Annotated in this window: 18 protein-coding genes and 5 tRNA genes; 1 reads left to right on the top strand and 22 read right to left on the bottom strand. The window is 49.6% G+C overall.

Going from position 1 to position 17789, the window contains the following annotated elements:
• Positions 1–16: 16 nt before the first annotated feature.
• From NSB25_RS00210 to NSB25_RS00175, 8 genes are all read right to left on the bottom strand, one after another.
• Positions 17–910 (bottom strand): zinc ribbon domain-containing protein, encoded by an 894-nt coding sequence (locus NSB25_RS00210; RefSeq protein ID WP_103239556.1) that lies wholly within the window; start codon positions 908–910, stop codon positions 17–19.
• A complete protein-coding gene (locus NSB25_RS00205; RefSeq protein WP_242982393.1) occupies positions 907–1233 on the bottom strand; it encodes a hypothetical protein in 327 nt (108 codons plus the stop codon). Before NSB25_RS00205 ends, NSB25_RS00210 begins: the two co-directional genes overlap by 4 nt.
• Positions 1234–1264: 31 nt before the next feature.
• Positions 1265–1798, bottom strand: a complete 534-nt coding sequence (locus tag NSB25_RS00200; protein WP_103239554.1) for an RNA polymerase sigma factor — start codon at positions 1796–1798, stop codon at positions 1265–1267.
• Between the two features lie 123 nt (positions 1799–1921).
• Complete coding sequence (locus tag NSB25_RS00195; protein WP_103239553.1) at positions 1922–2692, bottom strand: copper homeostasis protein CutC; 771 nt, start codon at positions 2690–2692, stop codon at positions 1922–1924.
• Between the two features lie 27 nt (positions 2693–2719).
• On the bottom strand, positions 2720–4009 hold the full coding sequence (locus tag NSB25_RS00190; RefSeq protein ID WP_103239552.1) for a M18 family aminopeptidase: 1290 nt from the start codon (positions 4007–4009) through the stop codon (positions 2720–2722).
• Positions 4010–4173: 164 nt separating this feature from the next.
• On the bottom strand, positions 4174–5115 hold the full coding sequence (locus NSB25_RS00185) for a GDP-L-fucose synthase family protein (protein WP_334293789.1): 942 nt from the start codon (positions 5113–5115) through the stop codon (positions 4174–4176).
• The gene (locus tag NSB25_RS00180; protein ID WP_103239550.1) at positions 5115–5678 is read right to left on the bottom strand and encodes a DJ-1 family glyoxalase III; all 564 of its coding nucleotides are present in this window, start codon (positions 5676–5678) and stop codon (positions 5115–5117) included. The genes NSB25_RS00185 and NSB25_RS00180 overlap by 1 nt, the downstream gene beginning before the upstream one ends.
• 25 nt (positions 5679–5703) lie before the next feature.
• Entirely contained in the window at positions 5704–6618 is a 915-nt protein-coding gene (locus NSB25_RS00175) for an aminoglycoside phosphotransferase family protein (RefSeq protein WP_172455066.1), read from the bottom strand.
• A gap of 368 nt (positions 6619–6986) precedes the next feature.
• On the opposite strand from NSB25_RS00175, the gene NSB25_RS00170 reads away from it, so the two are divergent.
• A complete protein-coding gene (locus tag NSB25_RS00170) occupies positions 6987–7493 on the top strand; it encodes a CYTH domain-containing protein (RefSeq protein WP_103239548.1) in 507 nt (168 codons plus the stop codon).
• Positions 7494–7496: 3 nt separating this feature from the next.
• On the opposite strand, the gene NSB25_RS00165 is transcribed toward NSB25_RS00170, so the two are convergent.
• From NSB25_RS00165 to NSB25_RS00100, 14 genes are all read right to left on the bottom strand, one after another.
• Positions 7497–8792 (bottom strand): ankyrin repeat domain-containing protein, encoded by a 1296-nt coding sequence (locus tag NSB25_RS00165; RefSeq protein ID WP_103239547.1) that lies wholly within the window; start codon positions 8790–8792, stop codon positions 7497–7499.
• A 52-nt stretch (positions 8793–8844) separates the two neighbouring features.
• The gene (locus NSB25_RS00160) at positions 8845–10113 is read right to left on the bottom strand and encodes an ankyrin repeat domain-containing protein (protein WP_103239546.1); all 1269 of its coding nucleotides are present in this window, start codon (positions 10111–10113) and stop codon (positions 8845–8847) included.
• A 211-nt stretch (positions 10114–10324) separates the two neighbouring features.
• Positions 10325–10405, bottom strand: a tRNA-Leu gene (locus NSB25_RS00155).
• A gap of 113 nt (positions 10406–10518) precedes the next feature.
• Positions 10519–11904: an MATE family efflux transporter gene (locus NSB25_RS00150; RefSeq protein WP_103239545.1), complete on the bottom strand. Its 1386-nt coding sequence runs from the start codon at positions 11902–11904 to the stop codon at positions 10519–10521.
• 71 nt (positions 11905–11975) lie between these two features.
• Positions 11976–12048, bottom strand: a tRNA-Lys gene (locus tag NSB25_RS00145).
• A gap of 56 nt (positions 12049–12104) precedes the next feature.
• A tRNA-Gln gene (locus NSB25_RS00140) sits at positions 12105–12176 on the bottom strand.
• A gap of 49 nt (positions 12177–12225) precedes the next feature.
• Positions 12226–12299, bottom strand: a tRNA-His gene (locus NSB25_RS00135).
• 48 nt (positions 12300–12347) lie between these two features.
• Positions 12348–12421 (bottom strand) — tRNA-Arg (locus tag NSB25_RS00130).
• Positions 12422–12532: 111 nt separating this feature from the next.
• The gene (gene cysK / locus NSB25_RS00125) at positions 12533–13465 is read right to left on the bottom strand and encodes a cysteine synthase A (RefSeq protein ID WP_103239544.1); all 933 of its coding nucleotides are present in this window, start codon (positions 13463–13465) and stop codon (positions 12533–12535) included.
• Between the two features lie 122 nt (positions 13466–13587).
• On the bottom strand, positions 13588–15120 hold the full coding sequence (locus NSB25_RS00120) for a hypothetical protein (protein WP_103239543.1): 1533 nt from the start codon (positions 15118–15120) through the stop codon (positions 13588–13590).
• Between the two features lie 15 nt (positions 15121–15135).
• Complete coding sequence (locus tag NSB25_RS00115; protein WP_103239673.1) at positions 15136–15879, bottom strand: ATP-binding cassette domain-containing protein; 744 nt, start codon at positions 15877–15879, stop codon at positions 15136–15138.
• 89 nt (positions 15880–15968) lie between these two features.
• Positions 15969–16472, bottom strand: a complete 504-nt coding sequence (locus NSB25_RS00110) for a hypothetical protein (protein ID WP_146040026.1) — start codon at positions 16470–16472, stop codon at positions 15969–15971.
• Positions 16473–16562: 90 nt separating this feature from the next.
• On the bottom strand, positions 16563–17294 hold the full coding sequence (locus tag NSB25_RS00105) for a hypothetical protein (RefSeq protein WP_103239541.1): 732 nt from the start codon (positions 17292–17294) through the stop codon (positions 16563–16565).
• Positions 17275–17670: a GntR family transcriptional regulator gene (locus tag NSB25_RS00100; RefSeq protein ID WP_103239540.1), complete on the bottom strand. Its 396-nt coding sequence runs from the start codon at positions 17668–17670 to the stop codon at positions 17275–17277. Before NSB25_RS00100 ends, NSB25_RS00105 begins: the two co-directional genes overlap by 20 nt.
• Positions 17671–17789 lie beyond the last annotated feature (119 nt).

Raw genomic sequence — 17789 nt, 5'->3', positions numbered from 1 at the left:
TCCGGGATTCTGCTGATTATTGAATATAAATTTCCGAAACGGTATCCTCCACACCATTGATCTGCAATCTGATATGAACCTTTCCATTCTTAAATTCATTCAGAGGATATTCCAACGGCTCGGAAAGATTTGTGACGTCAACAGATTTTACTGTATCCTCCTGTACCAGCCACAGAACAAGCGTTGCTCCATCCGGTACGGTGCCGCAGGAAATATCGGCGTAAAGCCGTTGAGTGTCCGGATCCGCAATCGTCATATTCTGCTCTTTCACAAATCCTTCACCGGCACTTCTGAAATCCAGCTTCCATACCCCATCCAGATAAGTGTTATAATTCATACTGATTGTACCTAAGTTCCATACCTGATCCTCAGAAGCCACATCTGTGTTGATTCCGTTTCCAGCGGCCGCACTGACGATAAAACCTGCCAGACATACCAACATAAGCACCATACTCATAACACCGGCAATAATAAATTTTAAGTGATGTGTTCCCTGTCTTACCATAACACTATTCTCCTCCTTTTCCACATGTGTTCCACATTCTTCGCAATATTTGGCTTTTACTGAAATTCGATGTCCACAGACCGGACATGTCGTTTTTATTTCTGAACGACGCAGAAAGTAAATCAGCAGTCCCATAAAGGGTGTGGCCAGAAAAAACACAATTGTCCACAGTACCGGGTCGTCACCTCGCTTCTTACAATCCTGATATACCCACGCCGCAAAAAAGGCAGAGGTACACAATGCAAAAAGAAGGAAGCTGAGAAGCAGGATGGGAAGCAGCAGGGACAGGCCGCTGAAGCCATCGCTTTTCAAATAATACAGACCAAACCGTAAAAAAACTGACAGTAAGATAACCGGAATACCAATAGAAAGCAGAAGTCTGCTCTTGTTGTTTGCATGCTTCATGCCAATACACCTCTTTTCTCAATGCGAATTGTGATATCTTCTTTTATGTTTGCCCTTTTTACCCCCACTATGGTAAGCAAGATACCAGACACACCAACATAAAAGCAGACACCGGCGGCAAAGTAAGATAAATAAATATTTTCAATTGTTATCAGTGCCAAAAAAGCCAACAAAGAAAAAGTGATCAAATTCATAACCATGGGCAAATACCAAAGGGATAATTTATGCACGGCAGGCTGTTTTCGCAGGACGGCTTCCTGCCGATACAGAGCCGCCTTGAGTTCACAGTTCAATTCCGGGGCCGGAACCTCTGTCATTTTCATAGAAGCCAGGATCGCTTCTTCTATTTCCCTGTCAGAATGATTCTCTCTCATAACCAGCATCCTCCAATCTTTTTTTAATTAAGCTTCTTCCCTTAAACAATCGACTTTTTACGGTACCAGGCGGTTTCTTGATAATAGCCGCTATCTGCTCTATGGAACAATCGGAAAGGTAAAATAATATCAGCGGTACTTGAAATTTTTCCGGGAGCGTTTGAATGATTTGGCGTACTTCTGTAATCAGATCTTTTTGAAGACAGCGTTCTTCAATACTTTCTCCGGAATACAGCACCGTTTCCGTCTCCTCATCAAAATTGCTGCAGGGAGCAATCGCGCTGCGGCGCGCCTGCTTTCTTCTGTGGCTTTTCCAGAGATTGTGGGCCAGAGAGAAAAACAACGCTTTCGGGTTTTTCTCCCAGTCAAGCGTCCATTCTGTCTCCAACGCTTTCAGGAAAGTCTGTTGATATAGATCCTCGGCATCCGCCTTGTCCGCACAGAGTTTCAGGCAAAATCTATATATATCTGTACCAAAGTCATCAATACATTTTTCTATTTCTCCTGCATTCACTGTTTCACCTCCTCTGCCTGTTCACCCTATATTCGCCGCAACCTTGTATGAGGTTCATTTTTTCCGGAAAAATTTCTAAAAAACCGGGAGCGAAAATGAAACACTCTCGCTCCCGGTAACCATTCATATTTCTTTTCCCGCCTTCTCCAGAGTCTCCTTCGCCGCTCTGACCTTCTCCCGGGAAGTACGGAATATCTCATATTCCCCGATTCCCCCTGCGGCAGCCGGCGCTCCCATGGATACCTCCGGATTACGGTAAATCATCCCGCTGTCCAAAGTGATTTTTCCGGACATATGATAGCTGGTCACATCTGTGGTGGAAATCATCTGCCTGATGACTCCGGCATCCACACCGCCCCCCGCCATAATGTCAACCTTCCCCCCGCTTTCCCGCACCAGTTCCTCAATCAGCTCCCTTCCTTCCAGGCAGCTGTTCTTCTGACCGGAGGTTAAAATGGTCTGGATTCCCAAATCCTTCGCCTTCTCCAGAGCACTGTGAGGGTCTCTGCACATGTCAAAGGCCCTGTGGAGCGTCATGTCCATGGAGCCCGCCTGCTCCCGGAGCCTTTTCATCCGCTCCGCGTCCAGAGAGCCGTCCGGAAGCAGACAGCCTGTGACCACGCCGTCCGCTCCCAGCCTGCGGTACAGCTCCACGCTGCGGGCAATTATGTCAAATTCATCCTGTGTATACAGAAAATCTCCATATCTGGGCCGAATCAAAACACGGATTCTGATATCTGTCAGCTCCCGGACTTTTTCAAACAGAGCCTGTTCCGGCGTGGTCCCTCCGATTACCAGATTCCCGCACAGTTCCAGACGGTCTGCTCCTCCTTTTATCGCAGCCTGTGCAGACTCCACAGAATCCACACATACTTCCAGCAGATATTTTTTCATCCAATTTCTCCTGACTGCAGTTTCATATTATTCGCCGAAAAACACCTGAAAAGCGTCCACGGCATATTTCGTATCTTTTACTCCGCCGGTCTCCACCGCCGAATGCATGGCCAGCTGAGGCAGCCCGATGTCCACGCTGGAAACGGACACATGGGAAGTGGAAATATTGCCCAGCGTGGAACCGCCCGCAATATCGGAACGATTGGCATAGGTCTGGCAGGGCACTCCCGCAGTCCCGCAGATATGCCGCATCTTCGCCGCGGACACTGCATCTGTGGCATATTTCTGGCTGCCGTGGAACTTAATCACAATGCCTCCGTTCAGGCGGGGCCTGTTGGTGGGATCGTATTTCTCCGGGTGATTGGGATGTACCGCATGTGCATTGTCTGCAGAAATCAGAAAGCTTCCCGCAACCATTCTTAAGTAATCGCTCCGGCTCAGCTTCATCCCTTCGCCGATTCTCCACAGTGTATCTTCCAGGAAAGTGGAATCTGCTCCCTGTTTTGTGCCGCTTCCCACTTCTTCATTGTCAAATACGGCACACACATTAATGTAATTCTTCGGCTCACTTTTCAGAAAAGCTTTCACCGAGGCGTATACACACTGGAGATCATCCAGCCTGGGCGAAAGCACAAATTCACCGTTTTCTCCCCAGATTCTGCCTTTTTCTCTGGGATACAGAAAGAGATCATGGCCCAGGATTTCCTCCTGCTTCACCCCCGCCGCCCTGGCAATTCGTCTCATCAGCACATTTTTCTTTTTCCCGTCACTGTTCTCCGCGTACAGAGGCAGCATGTCCACCTGTGGATTTAATTCTGTTCCCTTATTGGCCTCGCGGTTTAAGTGAATGGCCACGCTGGGTATCACCAACAGATCCTTTTCAAGATTTACCAGTCTGGTCTCTGTTCCCTCTTTTTTCCTCACTGCCACACGTCCTGCCACGGACAGCGCTCTGTCCAGCCATGTGGAAAGAATCATGCCGCCGTATTTTTCCGTGTTCAGCTTCACATACAGATTCTCCACAGCCATCTCCGGATTTTCCTTCAGCTTAAAAGAAGGAGAATCGCTGTGAGCCGCAGACAGATGAAACCCTGTGGGCCTTCCTTCCTCCGGAATCCGGAACGCAATCAGCGAGGAATCGTTTCTGGTCACATAATATCCCTGTCCCGGAACAATCTCCCAGTCCGCTCTCTCCTCCAGCTTTTCATATCCCTCCCGCTCCAGCGCTGCGGATATATTTGCCACAGCGTGGAAACAGGTGGGACTTTTCTCAATAAAGTCCAACATGTCCTTCGCACATTTTACATATTCTTTCATGTGAGTTCGCCGCCCTCCAACCTCTTATTGTCTCCGGTTCCTTCTCCTCGGTAATTCGAACCATTTCCTTCCGCTCCGGCTCAGGTCTGCCCTGTCCTCACTTCTTCCTTTACGTCCCAGGCCATGCAGGCTGTTCAAGACCTGCTCCGCAGGTGAGATTTCCGTCACCGCTCCGCCCGCATGGGATTTTCCAGGAAATCCTGATACGCCAGCCGAATCCCGTCCTCCAGCTCTGTGGTATAATGATAGCCCAGGCTCTCCAGCTTGCTTACATCCAGCAGTTTTCTGGGCGTTCCGTCCGGTTTGGAGGTATCCCAGCTGATCTTTCCTTCATAACCCACTGCCCTGGCAACCATTTCGGCCAGTTCCTTTATTGTCAGCTCTTTCCCGGTTCCCAGATTCACAGTTTCGTTCCCGCTGTAAGTGTTCATCAGATAGACACAGGCATCCGCCAGATCATCCACATAAAGGAACTCCCGCAAAGGAGCGCCCGTCCCCCAGCACACCACTTCTTCCGCCTTTGCCATTTTCGCCTCATGAAACCGGCGTATCAGAGCCGGAAGCACATGGCTGTGGGTAGGATGATAATTATCGTTGGGTCCGTAGAGATTGGTGGGCATCACACTGATATAGTCCGTCCCATACTGACGATTCAGAAATTCACAGTATTTCAGTCCGGAAATCTTCGCCAGCGCATAGGCCTCGTTGGTCTTCTCCAGCTCCCCGGTCAGCAGGCAGCTCTCCTTCATGGGCTGAGGCGCCATCCGGGGATAGATGCAGCTGCTGCCCAGGAAAAGCAGCTTCCTGCACCCGTTTTTCCAGGCAGAGTGAATCACGTTCATCTCCAGGGTCATATTGTCATACATAAAATCAGCCAGGGCCTCACTGTTCGCCAGTATGCCGCCCACTTTTGCCGCCGCCAGAAACACATAGTCCGGCTTCTCCCGGGCAAAAAACGCCTCCACCTGGTCCTGTCTGCACAGATTCAGTTCGCTGTGTGTTCTGGTCACAAGATTTCCATATCCATTTCTCTCCAGCGCACGGCAGATGGCACTTCCCACCATCCCCCGGTGACCGGCCACATAGATTTTCGCATCTTTTTCCATCATCTCTTCCGGTTCCCCCCGTATACAATGGACTCCGCCATCTCCGCAGCCTTTTCCTCTCCGCAGAAAATTCCTGCAATGGCCAGCGCAAAGTCAATGGCCGTTCCCATTCCCCGGGAAGTGACTACATGATCCGAGATCTCCACCGGGCCGGCCGTGACCTCTGCTCCTTCCAGATGACTCTCAAAGCTGGGATAACTGCAGGCATTTCTCCCCTTCAGAATACCCCGGTGTCCGAAAATGCTGGGAGCCGCACAGATAGCGCCGATATATTTTCCCGCCGCATAAAATGCGTCCACCTGCGCCATCAGCTCCTCGTGGGCCTCCAGGTTCTTCGTTCCCGGCATACCGCCCGGCAGCACCAGCATATCATACGTTTCGAATTCCGCTTCGGAAAAAGTTCTGTCCATCTGCACATTGATTCCGTGGGAGCCCCTGACCATGCCTTCTTCCGTAATGGAAATCATGCTCACTTCCAGGCCGCATCTGCGGCAGATATCCACCACTGTCAGCGCTTCGATCTCCTCGTAGCCTTCTCCAAAGAATACTGCTATTTTTTTCATCTGCTTATTCCTCTCTTTCTTCTCTCTATTCGGAAAAATATCCGCAACATTTATTCCATTCTTCCATAAGAAGGTCAAAGATATCATTCAATCTCCTGATTATACTTTCATCTACCGGAATCCTTTTATCAAGAAACTGCATACCCCTTTCCCCCATGAAATCCACACAGTAAATCAGACAATATAATACAAACGCCTTGTACTCCGTCTTGTCCGGATGAATCTCATCCAACAGATAATCAATATATCCGGTATCCAAACCCATATTGAGCAGCGCAACCCTCGTCAACGCCACAAAGGTAAGCACATCGCCCAAACCTATCCAGTCAATATCGATTATCCCGGATAATTTACCATCATAAATTAACAGATTTTTTGTACTGATATCGTCCAGATACGGTGTCGGCGGAACCTGATTCAAATACTCCTGTAATTCCTGCCGCAGTTTTCTAATCTTTTTTACCTTGTCACTGTCAAAGGAATGATTGCCTGATATCCTCTCCTCCGCACGATCCAGCAGCTCATCAATACAGCAGTTCCATGTCCACCCCGCATCCGGCTGAATATCAACCCCCGATACCTTCCTCTGTATCTCAACCACTTCTCCTGCGATTTGCTTTTTCTCATTGTCCTTTAATTTACCATAAACATTTCCAATATCATCTCCCATTATATAGGAAAGAACCAGATAGGAATACCCATTGTATTTTCCTTCCCATAAGACCTCCGGTATCGGGATTTCGCACGCTGAAAGCCTGTTGAGCAAAAAAACAGTGTCTTTATAGGCATCTTCATTTTCACTGCACCTGAGAATAAACTTTTCATTTGCAGCAGAGACAATGAAGACATAGTTTGCAATGCCGACACTGCAACGCTTTATTTCCACAACATCCATTTTGGTGCTGTACTCAAACAGGAGCGTCGCTTCTTTGCAATCCATGGCTTTTCCTCCATTTTCTACAGGCTGACAGAAATTCCGAAAGGGAAGTCCTTTTACAATACATGTAAAGACAGTATACATGTTTCCCGCAAATATTTCAATTACCGCTTTGGATTTCGGGGGAAATATGGTATAATGATTCTGCATTCGCAGAATTCAAGCCAGCTTTCGCTGTCTTGCCATCGCTGCGCGATGCATTATACCCGAAAGCCATGGCTTGAAAAGTAAATGCCCCTTCGGGGCGCTTCCTTTTCTGCGCACATGGTATAATGTCTGCGAAAGGCAGATACCTGCCTGCAGTTTCTCACAAAAATTAAGAATTCCGGTCTTCCGACATCATATACTATAATACAGGAGAGACAGAGATTATGGAAATAGAACGAAAATTTACAATCAAAGAACTGCCTTCTAATCTGGAAAGTTACCCTTTTCATCACATAGAGCAGGCCTATCTGAATGCCTCACCCGTAGTCCGTGTCCGCAAGGAAGACGACGAATACTATCTCACCTATAAGGGCGACGGCATGATGGAGAGAGAAGAGGCAAATCTTCCCCTGAACCGGGAAGCATATTATCATCTGCGGGAAAAGGCTGACGGAAGGATTATCTCCAAAAAGCGTTATCTCATCCCTCTGCCAAATCCCGCTTTTCAGGAGAAAAAGGGGCTTCCCAGCCCTCCCACAGACTACAGCCTGACCATTGAGCTGGACGTGTTCGACCCGCCCTTTGCCCCCTTAATTCTGGCTGAAGTGGAATTCGGCAGCAGGGAAGCCGCGGAAGTTTTCATTCCTCCCGAATGGTTTGACGAAGATGTAACCTATCGGAAAGAGTATCATAATTCCTATATGGCGCTGCAGGCCTCTGTATCCTCATGAGAATCACACACCCATCAGAGGCAGCACTTCTTCCAGGCCGTTTTCCACAGCCATCTGCAGGGGCGTGATTTGCTTTTCATTTACTATAGTATAATCCGCGCCCTTTTTCAGCAGATATCTTGCCACCTCGCTGCTTTTATTCTTAATGGCATAATGAAGTATCGTATTCCCGTCTTTATTTCTGGCATTGATCTCATATCCCGCATTCACCATGGCCTTCACCACCGCTTTGTCGCAGTACCATATGGCATGCAGAAGCAGTGCGGTATTCCCTGCGTTATCGGTTCGATTGACATCCGCCCCCTTTTCGATAAAAACCGGTGTCAGAATGTAGGAAGCATGCAGGTCATAGTCCTGTGCTGCCATAAGAGGCGTTGTACCTTTTTTCCCCGGAATATCCACATGTTCCAGCAGCTTAATCATTTCCACTCTTGTCTCCGCACTGATAGTCTTGTAACGCACATTGCGCGAAACCGTCATATGTGCGGCGGTTTCCTCTCTCTCATTTTGAAGCGTATCGTCAGCTCCCGCCTCCATTAATAACCGCACCATCTCCGGGAAACCATATTCACATGCAATATGCAGAAGTGTGGTTCCCGCCACACTGGGCTGATCCTGCGTCAGATTGACATTCACACCTTTTTTCAGCATAGCCGACAACATTCTGTATTTGTATTGTCTGACTGCCCAATGAGCGGCGGAACTTCCCTCTGCGTCCAATGCCTCCATGGACTCCACACTGAAGACTGTCTCCACCAGTTTCGCATAAGCTTCATCTAACTCGTTCTGATAGCTGTTCCACCCCCCTGCACCTTCAAAATTTCTCTCATATGCCAGGATAAAAGCCGGGGTTCTACCTTTAATCAGGGGTTCGTTTAAGTCCACGCCCAGATGTACCATCGTTTCCGCCAGTTCCAGGCTGAAGCAGTTTTTCAGAAGATAATCCCTTATATCTGTAAGTTCTCTGTTGTGGTAGCGCAATTCGGTAAAGCTGATATCAGCTTCGTGCAGCATCTCAAGAACCCGCTTCACCGGCGCCTCCCTGTGCAGCATATTCTCCAGCGCTTCAAAAATGATATCCATCTCCTCATCATCGTCTGTATCTGCCGCTGACAGAAGCATTTGAAACAGTGTCACAGCATCTTCCAACGTCTTCTGATTCTTCTCTTCTTTCAGATCTATGAAAGAAGTACCTATCAGATCATACAGCATGATCCACAGATCATTCACAGATGCTTTCAACTCTCCCGCAAGCACCAGCGGCCGCTTTTTTCTGTATTCCTCCGCATCATATACCATTTTTCCGTTCCTCCTTAAACTCTTAATTTTATAATGTCTCTCAGACAGCCTGTCATTCCATCAATTGCAAAACCTCATCCATCCCCTTTTCCACTGCAATCTGAATCGGTGTGACCTGACTGTTGTTCGGCACATTGTAATCCGCCCCTTTTCTGAGCAGATACTTTGCTTCCCGAATTCTTCCCTCCTCCAGCGCCCGATGGAGAGGCGTATCTCCATTACTGTTTCTGGCGTTCACATCCGCCCCTGCCTCTACCAGAGCTTTCACCATATCAATATCCCCGCCCAATGTCAGCGGTGTATTTCCGTCATTGTCTCTGTGGTTGACATCCGCCCCCTTTTCCAGGAAAACGGGCGGAAGGTTCCGCCGGATATCGTAATCGCTGCTGGTCAGCGCTGTCATCATTGGCGTTCTTCCGTCTTTTCCCGGTACATCAATATGTTTCAATGCCTTTATCAGAGCTGCCCTTTCCTCTGTCGTCAGCCGCTTTGAGCCTGTCACATAATGGCAAAAAAGAGCTGTATGTGCCGGCGATTCTTCCTTCCCGGACAGCCTCGTGTCATCGGCTCCCGCCTCTGTCAATATGGACACAATTTCAGGATACCCGTACAGACACGCCGTATGCAGAAGTGAAAAGCCTGTAACCGCCGGATAATCTTCCGAAAGATTCACGTCAATCCCTGCCGCTGTCATCACCTGAAGCATTTTCACATGATGATTTCTGATGGCTCTGTGTACTGCGGAAGTGCCAAACGCATTCAGCGCCTCCATGGACTCTCTGCTGAAAAATACCGCTGCTTTCGCCAGCTCTTCCTCCTGATCCTCCCATGGGCTTTTCGGCTGAAACGCTCTGTCCGCCGCTATGTAAGCCGGCGTACATCCATTCAGCAGAGGTTGATTTATGTCAATTTCCAGCCGAATCATTCTCTCCACAATCTCTGCACTGAATGTCTTACTCAGAAGATAATCTCTGAGATTCTCCGCCGTCTCATTAAAATATCGAGTCTCCGTAAAGCTGATGCCGCTCTCCGCCGCAATGTCCAGCGCCTGTGCCGGATCGTCCATTTTCCCCCGCTGGATTCGGACAATTGCTTCAAAAATGACCTCCGCCTCATCGTCGTCATCCAGATCCGCCGCAGAAATCTGCTCCCTGAGGATTCCCAGAATGAGCCTGTCTTCCACCTTCTGATGAAAAGTAAGGTCAATGGTCCTGTTCAACAGAAAACTCAGGTCCTCCAGAGAGAGAATCAGCTTTCCATTGCAGACTTCTTCCGCACTTTCCAGAATCTCGTGGTCCTCCATCCCATAATTGTTAAACATACTCTCTCCTTCCCGTGAATTTTCAGGCAACGGCTCCGGCCTATTTCACTTAAAGCGGAATCCATCCTTCATAATATCGTTTCTTCCGGCACACTCCCGTTCATAGAAAAAATGACAATTTTCTCTCGAAAATTGTCGTCTTACTCTGCTGAAGCAGGAATCTCCGCCTTGGGGATTTGGCAGAGATTATGCTGTATTTTCTATTGCCCAATGCGGATAGGGGGACTTGAACCCCCACACTAACAGTACCAGAACCTAAATCTGGCGCGTCTGCCAATTCCGCCATATCCGCTTTCTCAGTTTTGCGTTGTCGCAGGGAACATTTGTTATTATACTCTTTCAGCCCTCTCCTTGTCAAGAAAGGAAGCGGAACTGTCACCGAAATCATCTGTGTGCCAAAAGGAACTACGTGGGTACCTTCTCTCCGATATGTCGGATAATTTTCTGATGAATCCGTACCAGGAAATAGGTACTCATCCCCAGACTGACCAGCTCAGCTATGGGAAAGGCCCACCAGATAAGGTTCACATTCCCGCTTAGGGAAAACATCCATGCCACGGGCAGAAGCACACACAGCTGTCTTGCAATGGAGACGATCATGCTGTACACACCGTTTCCCAGAGCCTGGAACACACTTCCCACCACAATACAGTAACCTGCAAAGCAGAAGCTCAGGCAAATCCTCCGAAGCGCCGGGATGCCGATTGTCAGAAGCTCTGCGGTATCCCCCGTATCAAACAAACCAATCAGCTGTCCGGGAATCAGCTGCATGACAGCCAGTCCCACCAGCATAATGCATACCGCATATCTGATACTGCTCTTCATGGTTTTCACCACGCGCTCCCGGCTGCCTGCACCAAAGTTGTAGGCAATAATGGGAACCATGCCATTGTTCAGGCCGAATATGGGCATGAAGATAAAGCTCTGCAGCTTGAAATAAATCCCGAATACAGTCTGTGCCGCCCCGAAGGCTTCCAGAATCAGATTCATGCCGTAAGTCATAACAGAGCCAATGGCCTGCATGATAATGGAGGGAATTCCCACCTTATATATATTGAGAATCAAATCTGCATTGGGTCGAAAGCCCTTAAAGGACAGACGAAGCTCCTTATTAAATTTCACATTAAACACAATCGCACATGCGGCCGCCACCATCTGTCCCAGCACCGTGGCCGCAGCCGCTCCGGCCACTCCCATGGGGGGCAGACCAAACAACCCGAATATCAGAATCGGGTCCAGCACCAGATTGGTCACAGCACCGGCCACCTGGGCTGTCATGGCAAAAACAGTCTTACCCGTGGACTGCAGCAGACGCTCAAAAGCTGTCTGCATAAAGATACCGATTCCCGCAGTACAGCAGATGGTCAGATAGGTGGTGCCGTATTCACGAACTTCCGCAATACTGGTCTGGCTGGCAAAAAAAGGTCTGCTGGCAAAAATACCAACCAGCGCGAATACCACATAACTCACCAGTTCAATAAAAATGCCGTTCACTGCTATGGTGTTGGCTTTCTCGAATTCCTTTTCCCCCAGAGTCCTGGACAAAAAGGCATTGATGCCCACCGCAGTTCCCACAGACACGGCAATCATCAGGCTTTGAATGGGAAATGCCAGCGAAACTGCCCGAAGCGCATATTCGTTGATTCTGGACACAAAGATGCTGTCCACAATATTGTAGAGCGCCTGCACCAGCATGGATATCATCATGGGCAGTGACATGGATATCAGAAGTCTGTCTACAGGCATGACACCCATTTTGTTTTCTTTCTGTTTCTTATCTTCTCTCTGCATCTGTACCTTTTCCTTCCTTTTTCACACAGCAAAATGACAGGAAACACTGGCTTTCCTGTCATTTTCTCTCCTGAGACATTGGGGATTCGAACCCCAGACAACTTGATTAAAAGTCAAGTGCTCTACCACCTGAGCTAATGTCCCAAATTACACAACCCTTTTGCCCATGAACTCTTTCAAGTTCGGCTGCATTGGTGCAGCAGGGCTAGCTGGATTCGAACCAGCGTCTGCAGCAGTCAAAGTGCTGTGCCTTACCGCTTGGCGATAGCCCTGTATCCAACTATCCGAATTCTTCATTGTAATGAATTCCGGTCAGGGAAAGGTGGATAAAGGGATTCGAACCCTTGGCCTCCAGAGCCACAATCTGGCGCGCTAACCAACTGCGCTATACCCACCATATATGAAACACGGTTGCCAACTGGCCCTCGTCATTCCCTTTCAAACGTGCCCGAAGGGATTCGAACCCCCGACCCACGGCTTAGAAGGCCGTTGCTCTATCCAGCTGAGCTACGGACACACGTTTGTGACACAGCAATCAAACCAACGAACTACATTTTAACGTATTATCTTCCATTTGTCAACAGTTTTATCTTCTGTTTTTTACAAGGATTTTTACAAAATGTTTTTCTCATGAAAACAGGGGCGTGGAAAGATATCTGTCACCGGAATCCGGAAGCAGCGCCACAATCACTTTTCCTTTGTTTTCCGGCCGCTTTGCCAGGAGACCTGCCGCCTTCAGCGCCGCTCCGGAAGAAATCCCCGCCAGTACGCCCTCGCTCCGGGCCAGCATCCTGCCCTCGGCATAAGCATCTTCATTTTCCACGGGAATCACTTCATCATACAGCTTCGTATCCAGAATCTCCGGTACAAAACCTGCGCCGATTCCCTGAATCCCGTGAGGTCCGGGCGCTCCGCCGGACAGTACCGGGCTGGACGCGGGTTCCACTGCGACTACTTTTATATCCGGATTTTTCTCCTTCAGATATGTGCCAACGCCGGTGATTGTCCCACCGGTACCTACCCCTGCCACAAAAATGTCTATCGCTCCCTCCGTCTGTTCCCAGATTTCCGGTCCTGTTGTCTCTTCGTGGGCCTTCGCATTCGCCGGATTCACGAACTGCCCCAGAATCACCGCCCCCGGCGTGGCCGCTCTCAGTTCCTCCGCTCTTTCAATGGCTCCCTGCATTCCACCGGCGCCTTCCGTCAGTACCAGCTCAGCTCCGTATGCGCCCAGAAGCGTCCTTCTCTCCACACTCATGGTATCCGGCAGTGTGAGAATCATGCGGTATCCCTTGATCGCCGCCGCAAGTGCCAGCCCGATTCCCGTGTTCCCGGATGTGGGTTCAATGATTGTGGCACCGGGGTTCAGGATTCCCTTTTTTTCCGCGTCCTCTATCATGGCCAGCGCCACACGATCCTTGACAGAACCGGCCGGATTCAGATATTCCAGCTTCGCCAGAATCGTCGCCTCCGAAATTCCCGCTTTCTCCATATAGCGGTTCAGCTTCAAAATGGGGGTCCTCCCAATCAGCTCCAATACACTTTCTCTCACTTCACTCATATATTTTGTCCTCCCACCATTCTGCCTTCCTTTTCGCACCCACGCTTGACCTGTCTGAATAACTGTGTAATCTTCCTGATACATCTGATATGAAGTGATTATAGAATTGATTCCTCACTCCGTCAAGAAATTTTTAGCGGACGAACCGGCGTATCCGACCCTTCCCTGTACAGTTCCCCTGTAAGCCCATCCCAAAAATATCTCCAGTTCGCCTGCCCCTGAGGGAGAATCCTGTTCTCATACAAATACAAATCGCTCTCATCCTCATCCGCAGTACCGCTGTGTCGATACAATCCGCAGTAGATTTCGCCTTCTTCTCTGTATACCGCAACCAGTGCATTCACGCTCATCCAGTCCTCGAAAGCTGCCAGCACCAGCCGCTCTCCGTCAAAGACACACCCGTTTTCTCCCGGAAAAGGCTTTTCCCCCACCACTTTCCGGTCTTGTTCCAGGTAATCCGGAAACGTTCCGTTACACCACAGATTATACCGTCCCTCTTCCTGTCCCTCTCTCACCACAAAGGCAAAGCCATTATCACTCCAGGTTATCAGCAGATTGTCGCCTTCCTTTTGAATCTGCCGGAGAACAGGTCTGGCGGAATAATCTTCTATATTCTCATTCCACATTATCTTCTCGCCGGCTGCGGCGCCTTCTGTCAGAATGTCATTCCGACGAATGGGAATGTCCTGGGTCAGGACAGGAATGTCCCCGTCCAGCCGGTAAATGCAGAGTCGATACGCCTCCTCTCCCCTGACTTCCAGGTACAGCCGGCCATTCTCCCCGTCCAGAAGCATCGCTTCCGGAATTGTCCGTTCCGGTATCCCGCACACCTTCCGCATTTCTGTCACATCCACCGACAGCCATCCGTCCTCCTGCCCAAAAGGCTGATAAAAAATGCCGCTGTTCTGTCCCCGGTCCGCCGCTCTCCCGTCCACGCTGTTCTCACATTCATACGCGTAATAAAAGCCTGCCTCGCCGAAGGCCGAAGCACCTGCAATTGCGAACCGGGAGGCTTCCTCATCCGAGACCATCTGACTGCTGACAGCAATCAGCGTTCCTTCCCCATTCTTTTCCGTCGTTATCTCCATGTAGTCTTCGCCGGTGGGAATGTGAAAAAGCTCCGTCAGATATCGGACATTTTCATTATAGTCGCCGCCATATTCCACGGAACTTCCGTCAATTCCAAAATCCAGAGGGTACAGATCCACGTAATCACCTGTTCTGACCGTTTCTGTATGCGTCTCTCCGGGCTTCGTCCTGTCCGCCGCTGCCTGTGTAATCTCCGGAAAAGGAAAATCCTCCGGATTGACAGCCGTGCCGGAATAGGTGGCAGCACTTCCATAGCCGGCCGTGGAATACACATATGCATTCTTTCTCTCCAACCTGTTCCACCTGACCTCTTCGGAAGAAAATGTAAAATCGCTCTTCGCCTGTTCCCCACTTCCGATAGTATACGCTGTCTCCCAAAGCAAATGTCCGTCCCAGTGAGTTGCCGTCTCAAGAGTGATGCCCCCGGCGGCAGACGGATCACCGGACAAAACCTCCTGTGTTATCACAATTTCTTCGCTTCCACTGCTCACCTTTTTCCATGCAGGCGGCAGCGCAGCCAAAGATAACGCCATTATAAGCAAAGCTGCCCATGCACCCTTCTTCATTTTCGCCTCCTGATTTTACATCTCGTCCGTCAGCTCCTTCAGTGCCCTGTTCACTCTGTCGGAGCGGTACCCGTAAATTTCCTTTACATAATCCATCAAAGTCCTGTCCTGTTCCTCCAGCTCCAGTGTGGTAATATCCCCCGCCACCCGGCCTTTCCGAAGCAGCACCGCCCGCCCCACAAATCTTTCCACCTCCTCTATCAGATGAGTGGAGAGGAAAATGGTCTCCTCCGGCTCCAGAATTCCCAGCAACACTTTATAGAAGTCTTCCCGGTTGAACACATCATTTCCCGCAAAGGGCTCATCCATCAGAATATAATCCGCTCCCTGACAGAGGGCCAGAATCACTTCAAACTGATTCTTCTGGCCTGTGGAATAGTTTTTCAGCGCCGTCCTCATGGGCAGTTCAAAGAAATTCATCAAAGTCTCGAATCTTTTATCCCGGAAAGTGCCAAAATGCATCCGGTAAAAATCTGCATGGGACGCCGGCGTCAGATTTGGGAAAAAAGAATGTTCGCAGGTGGCAAAGGACAGTCTGGCAATATTCCTTTTGTCAACCTTTCTCCCGTCCAGCAGAATCTCTCCCTGAAAGGACAGAAAATTCAGTATGCATTTCAGCAGCGTAGTCTTTCCTGCGCCGTTTTCCCCGAAAAGTCCCACAATTTCTCCGGGCCCGAGCTTCAGGTTCACATCCTGCAGAGCCTGTTTCCCACCCTTTTTCCCATAATAAATTTTACCCAGTCCATTGATTTCCAGCATATTCCCATCTCCTGATTTTCCTGAAAATTCCCGCTTTTCCCTTTTTAAGTCTCTATTTTTATTATCATACTTCCCTTCGGAAAGCAGTCTCACCACAGCCTGGGCATACATTCCGCAGGTATCAGCAGTCGATAGCTTCCATAATACAGCAGAAACAATGCCGCCATAACCACAGCCCCGGCCGCCATACCCAAAAGAGGCGCCCTGACACAGCTTTTCCACAGCTCCCCTCTCTCTGGCAGCCTCCGCATCAGATAAATGCTTCTGCCGTCCCGATAGTAGTAAAAATAGTGATACAGCATCATTCCCCCGAGAAACAGATACAGCGGAAGAAACATTCCCGCATATCCCCAGGCCAGCTCCAGAAAGGACTCCGCCAAAGCTCCCGGCCTCACCGTCCTGCCCCGGATTCTGTCCACATAATACAGGCTCTCCGACGCATTGTGAAGGCTCCCGAAAAAGCGAAGGCTCAGCGCGCTCCCCAGTCCCAGCAGAAAGAACGTCATCTTCCTTTCTTCTTCGTACGGATATCCCGGCGGGAAAAATTTCCCGGATTCTTTCCACATTCCCATGATTCCCCTCATTTCTGCCACCTATTTCCTCCCATACATTTCACGCATCCCTTCTTAGGCTACAGATTTCTCCCCGCCATAAGTCCGAATGGCTGCAAAGCTGCTGCCCGTTCATTCAGGTTCCCGGGCAAAAAGCATCTGCAGTACATCTGCCCCAATCACCACAACGCAGACAAAATCCACAATCCCGTCCCTGTACCCCATGCCCACAGGGCTTATAAACCAGGCTGCCGTCAGCACAAACAGGCTAATCAGTGTCACTGATCCCATTTTCCTGCTTCTCGCCGCCTCCATTGCAAAGGCCAGAATCAACAGAAAATTCCGCACCCATTTTCCCAGTTCCTCCATGGGCAGAAGCCCGTGCAGGAATTCATTCCGGTAAAAAGCCAGGAACAGAAACTGTTCCGACAGCCCCGCTCCTCCCACTGCCCTTTCATAAAGCTCCGCCGCACAGAATATCGCCGTAATCTGCACAGAAAACAACACAAGCAGACACAGGGTGCAATATACTGTTCTGATGAAGAAAATCTGCCATCCGGATATCTTAAGCCTCATCAGTGTATTCCGGCTTTTCTCCTCCGCCTGTCCGATGGTTCCGGCCAGAATCAGCAGAATCACCCCCAGGGCTGCCATAAAGAATACCGACGCCCCACCTTTATTTACCAGCTCTTCCAGGGAACCCGGCGGACTGTCCCCTCTCAGAATCCGCCAGAAGGAAATCCATTCCCCCAATACCATAAGAAACAATACCACCAGCACTTTGTAAAAGCTGCCCCGTGAAAGCAATGCCCAGACGGACCACCATTCTCTGCTTTTTCGTATCTTATATCCGTTTCCCGTCATTTTCCGCCTCCCATATCTCTTCCGCCAATGCCCAGGCTTCCTCTCTGGATATCCCCAGCTGCTTCATGGCTTTCACCCAGGCTCCCGTATCTCCCAGAAGCTGCTCCCGCCGGATCCGCTCCACTGTCTGCCCGTCCGCACAGGTATAACTTTTGGCGCCGGAACGGGAGACCATAATGCCTTCCTCTTCCAGTATGTGATAGGCCTTCTGAATCGTGTTGGGATTCACTCCCAGCAGGGCAGACAGCGCCCTTCTGGAGGGAACCTCCTCCCTGTCTCCGATGGCGCCGGAGGCAATGCCCTGCTTGATATAGCGGATAATCTGCAGATAAACCGGTCCGTTGTCTTCGAGAATAAATTCTTCAAATGATATCATATGTCACACTCCAACCGTATTAGTTGTATAACACAGTTTCCATAACCGTATTATATAACTAATACAGTTTGCCTGTCAAGCTGTTTTTCAAAATCATTGTACCTTGTGCCGGACAGCTG

Origin of the sequence: Acetatifactor muris, from assembly GCF_024623325.1 — a bacterium.
GTDB lineage: Bacteria > Bacillota > Clostridia > Lachnospirales > Lachnospiraceae > Acetatifactor > Acetatifactor muris.
The sequence above is the reverse complement of the archived record's forward strand: the minus strand, read 5'-3'. Positions and strand labels throughout refer to the sequence as shown.

Excerpts from the sequence above, each read along its gene's own strand:
- NSB25_RS00120 (WP_103239543.1), bottom strand. The coding sequence starts at position 15,120 with ATGAAGAAGGGTGCATGGGCAGCTTTGCTTATAATGGCGTTATCTTTG.
- NSB25_RS00115 (WP_103239673.1), bottom strand. The coding sequence starts at position 15,879 with ATGCTGGAAATCAATGGACTGGGTAAAATTTATTATGGGAAAAAGGGT.
- NSB25_RS00190 (WP_103239552.1), bottom strand. The coding sequence starts at position 4,009 with ATGAAAGAATATGTAAAATGTGCGAAGGACATGTTGGACTTTATTGAG.
- NSB25_RS00175 (WP_172455066.1), bottom strand. The coding sequence starts at position 6,618 with ATGGATTGCAAAGAAGCGACGCTCCTGTTTGAGTACAGCACCAAAATG.
- NSB25_RS00105 (WP_103239541.1), bottom strand. The coding sequence starts at position 17,294 with ATGACGGGAAACGGATATAAGATACGAAAAAGCAGAGAATGGTGGTCC.
- NSB25_RS00210 (WP_103239556.1), bottom strand. The coding sequence starts at position 910 with ATGAAGCATGCAAACAACAAGAGCAGACTTCTGCTTTCTATTGGTATT.
- NSB25_RS00170 (WP_103239548.1), top strand. The coding sequence starts at position 6,987 with ATGGAAATAGAACGAAAATTTACAATCAAAGAACTGCCTTCTAATCTG.
- NSB25_RS00165 (WP_103239547.1), bottom strand. The coding sequence starts at position 8,792 with ATGGTATATGATGCGGAGGAATACAGAAAAAAGCGGCCGCTGGTGCTT.
- cysK (WP_103239544.1), bottom strand. The coding sequence starts at position 13,465 with ATGAGTGAAGTGAGAGAAAGTGTATTGGAGCTGATTGGGAGGACCCCC.
- NSB25_RS00205 (WP_242982393.1), bottom strand. The coding sequence starts at position 1,233 with ATGAAAATGACAGAGGTTCCGGCCCCGGAATTGAACTGTGAACTCAAG.
- NSB25_RS00185 (WP_334293789.1), bottom strand. The coding sequence starts at position 5,115 with ATGGAAAAAGATGCGAAAATCTATGTGGCCGGTCACCGGGGGATGGTG.
- NSB25_RS00180 (WP_103239550.1), bottom strand. The coding sequence starts at position 5,678 with ATGAAAAAAATAGCAGTATTCTTTGGAGAAGGCTACGAGGAGATCGAA.
- NSB25_RS00150 (WP_103239545.1), bottom strand. The coding sequence starts at position 11,904 with ATGCAGAGAGAAGATAAGAAACAGAAAGAAAACAAAATGGGTGTCATG.
- NSB25_RS00160 (WP_103239546.1), bottom strand. The coding sequence starts at position 10,113 with ATGTTTAACAATTATGGGATGGAGGACCACGAGATTCTGGAAAGTGCG.
- NSB25_RS00100 (WP_103239540.1), bottom strand. The coding sequence starts at position 17,670 with ATGATATCATTTGAAGAATTTATTCTCGAAGACAACGGACCGGTTTAT.
- NSB25_RS00195 (WP_103239553.1), bottom strand. The coding sequence starts at position 2,692 with ATGAAAAAATATCTGCTGGAAGTATGTGTGGATTCTGTGGAGTCTGCA.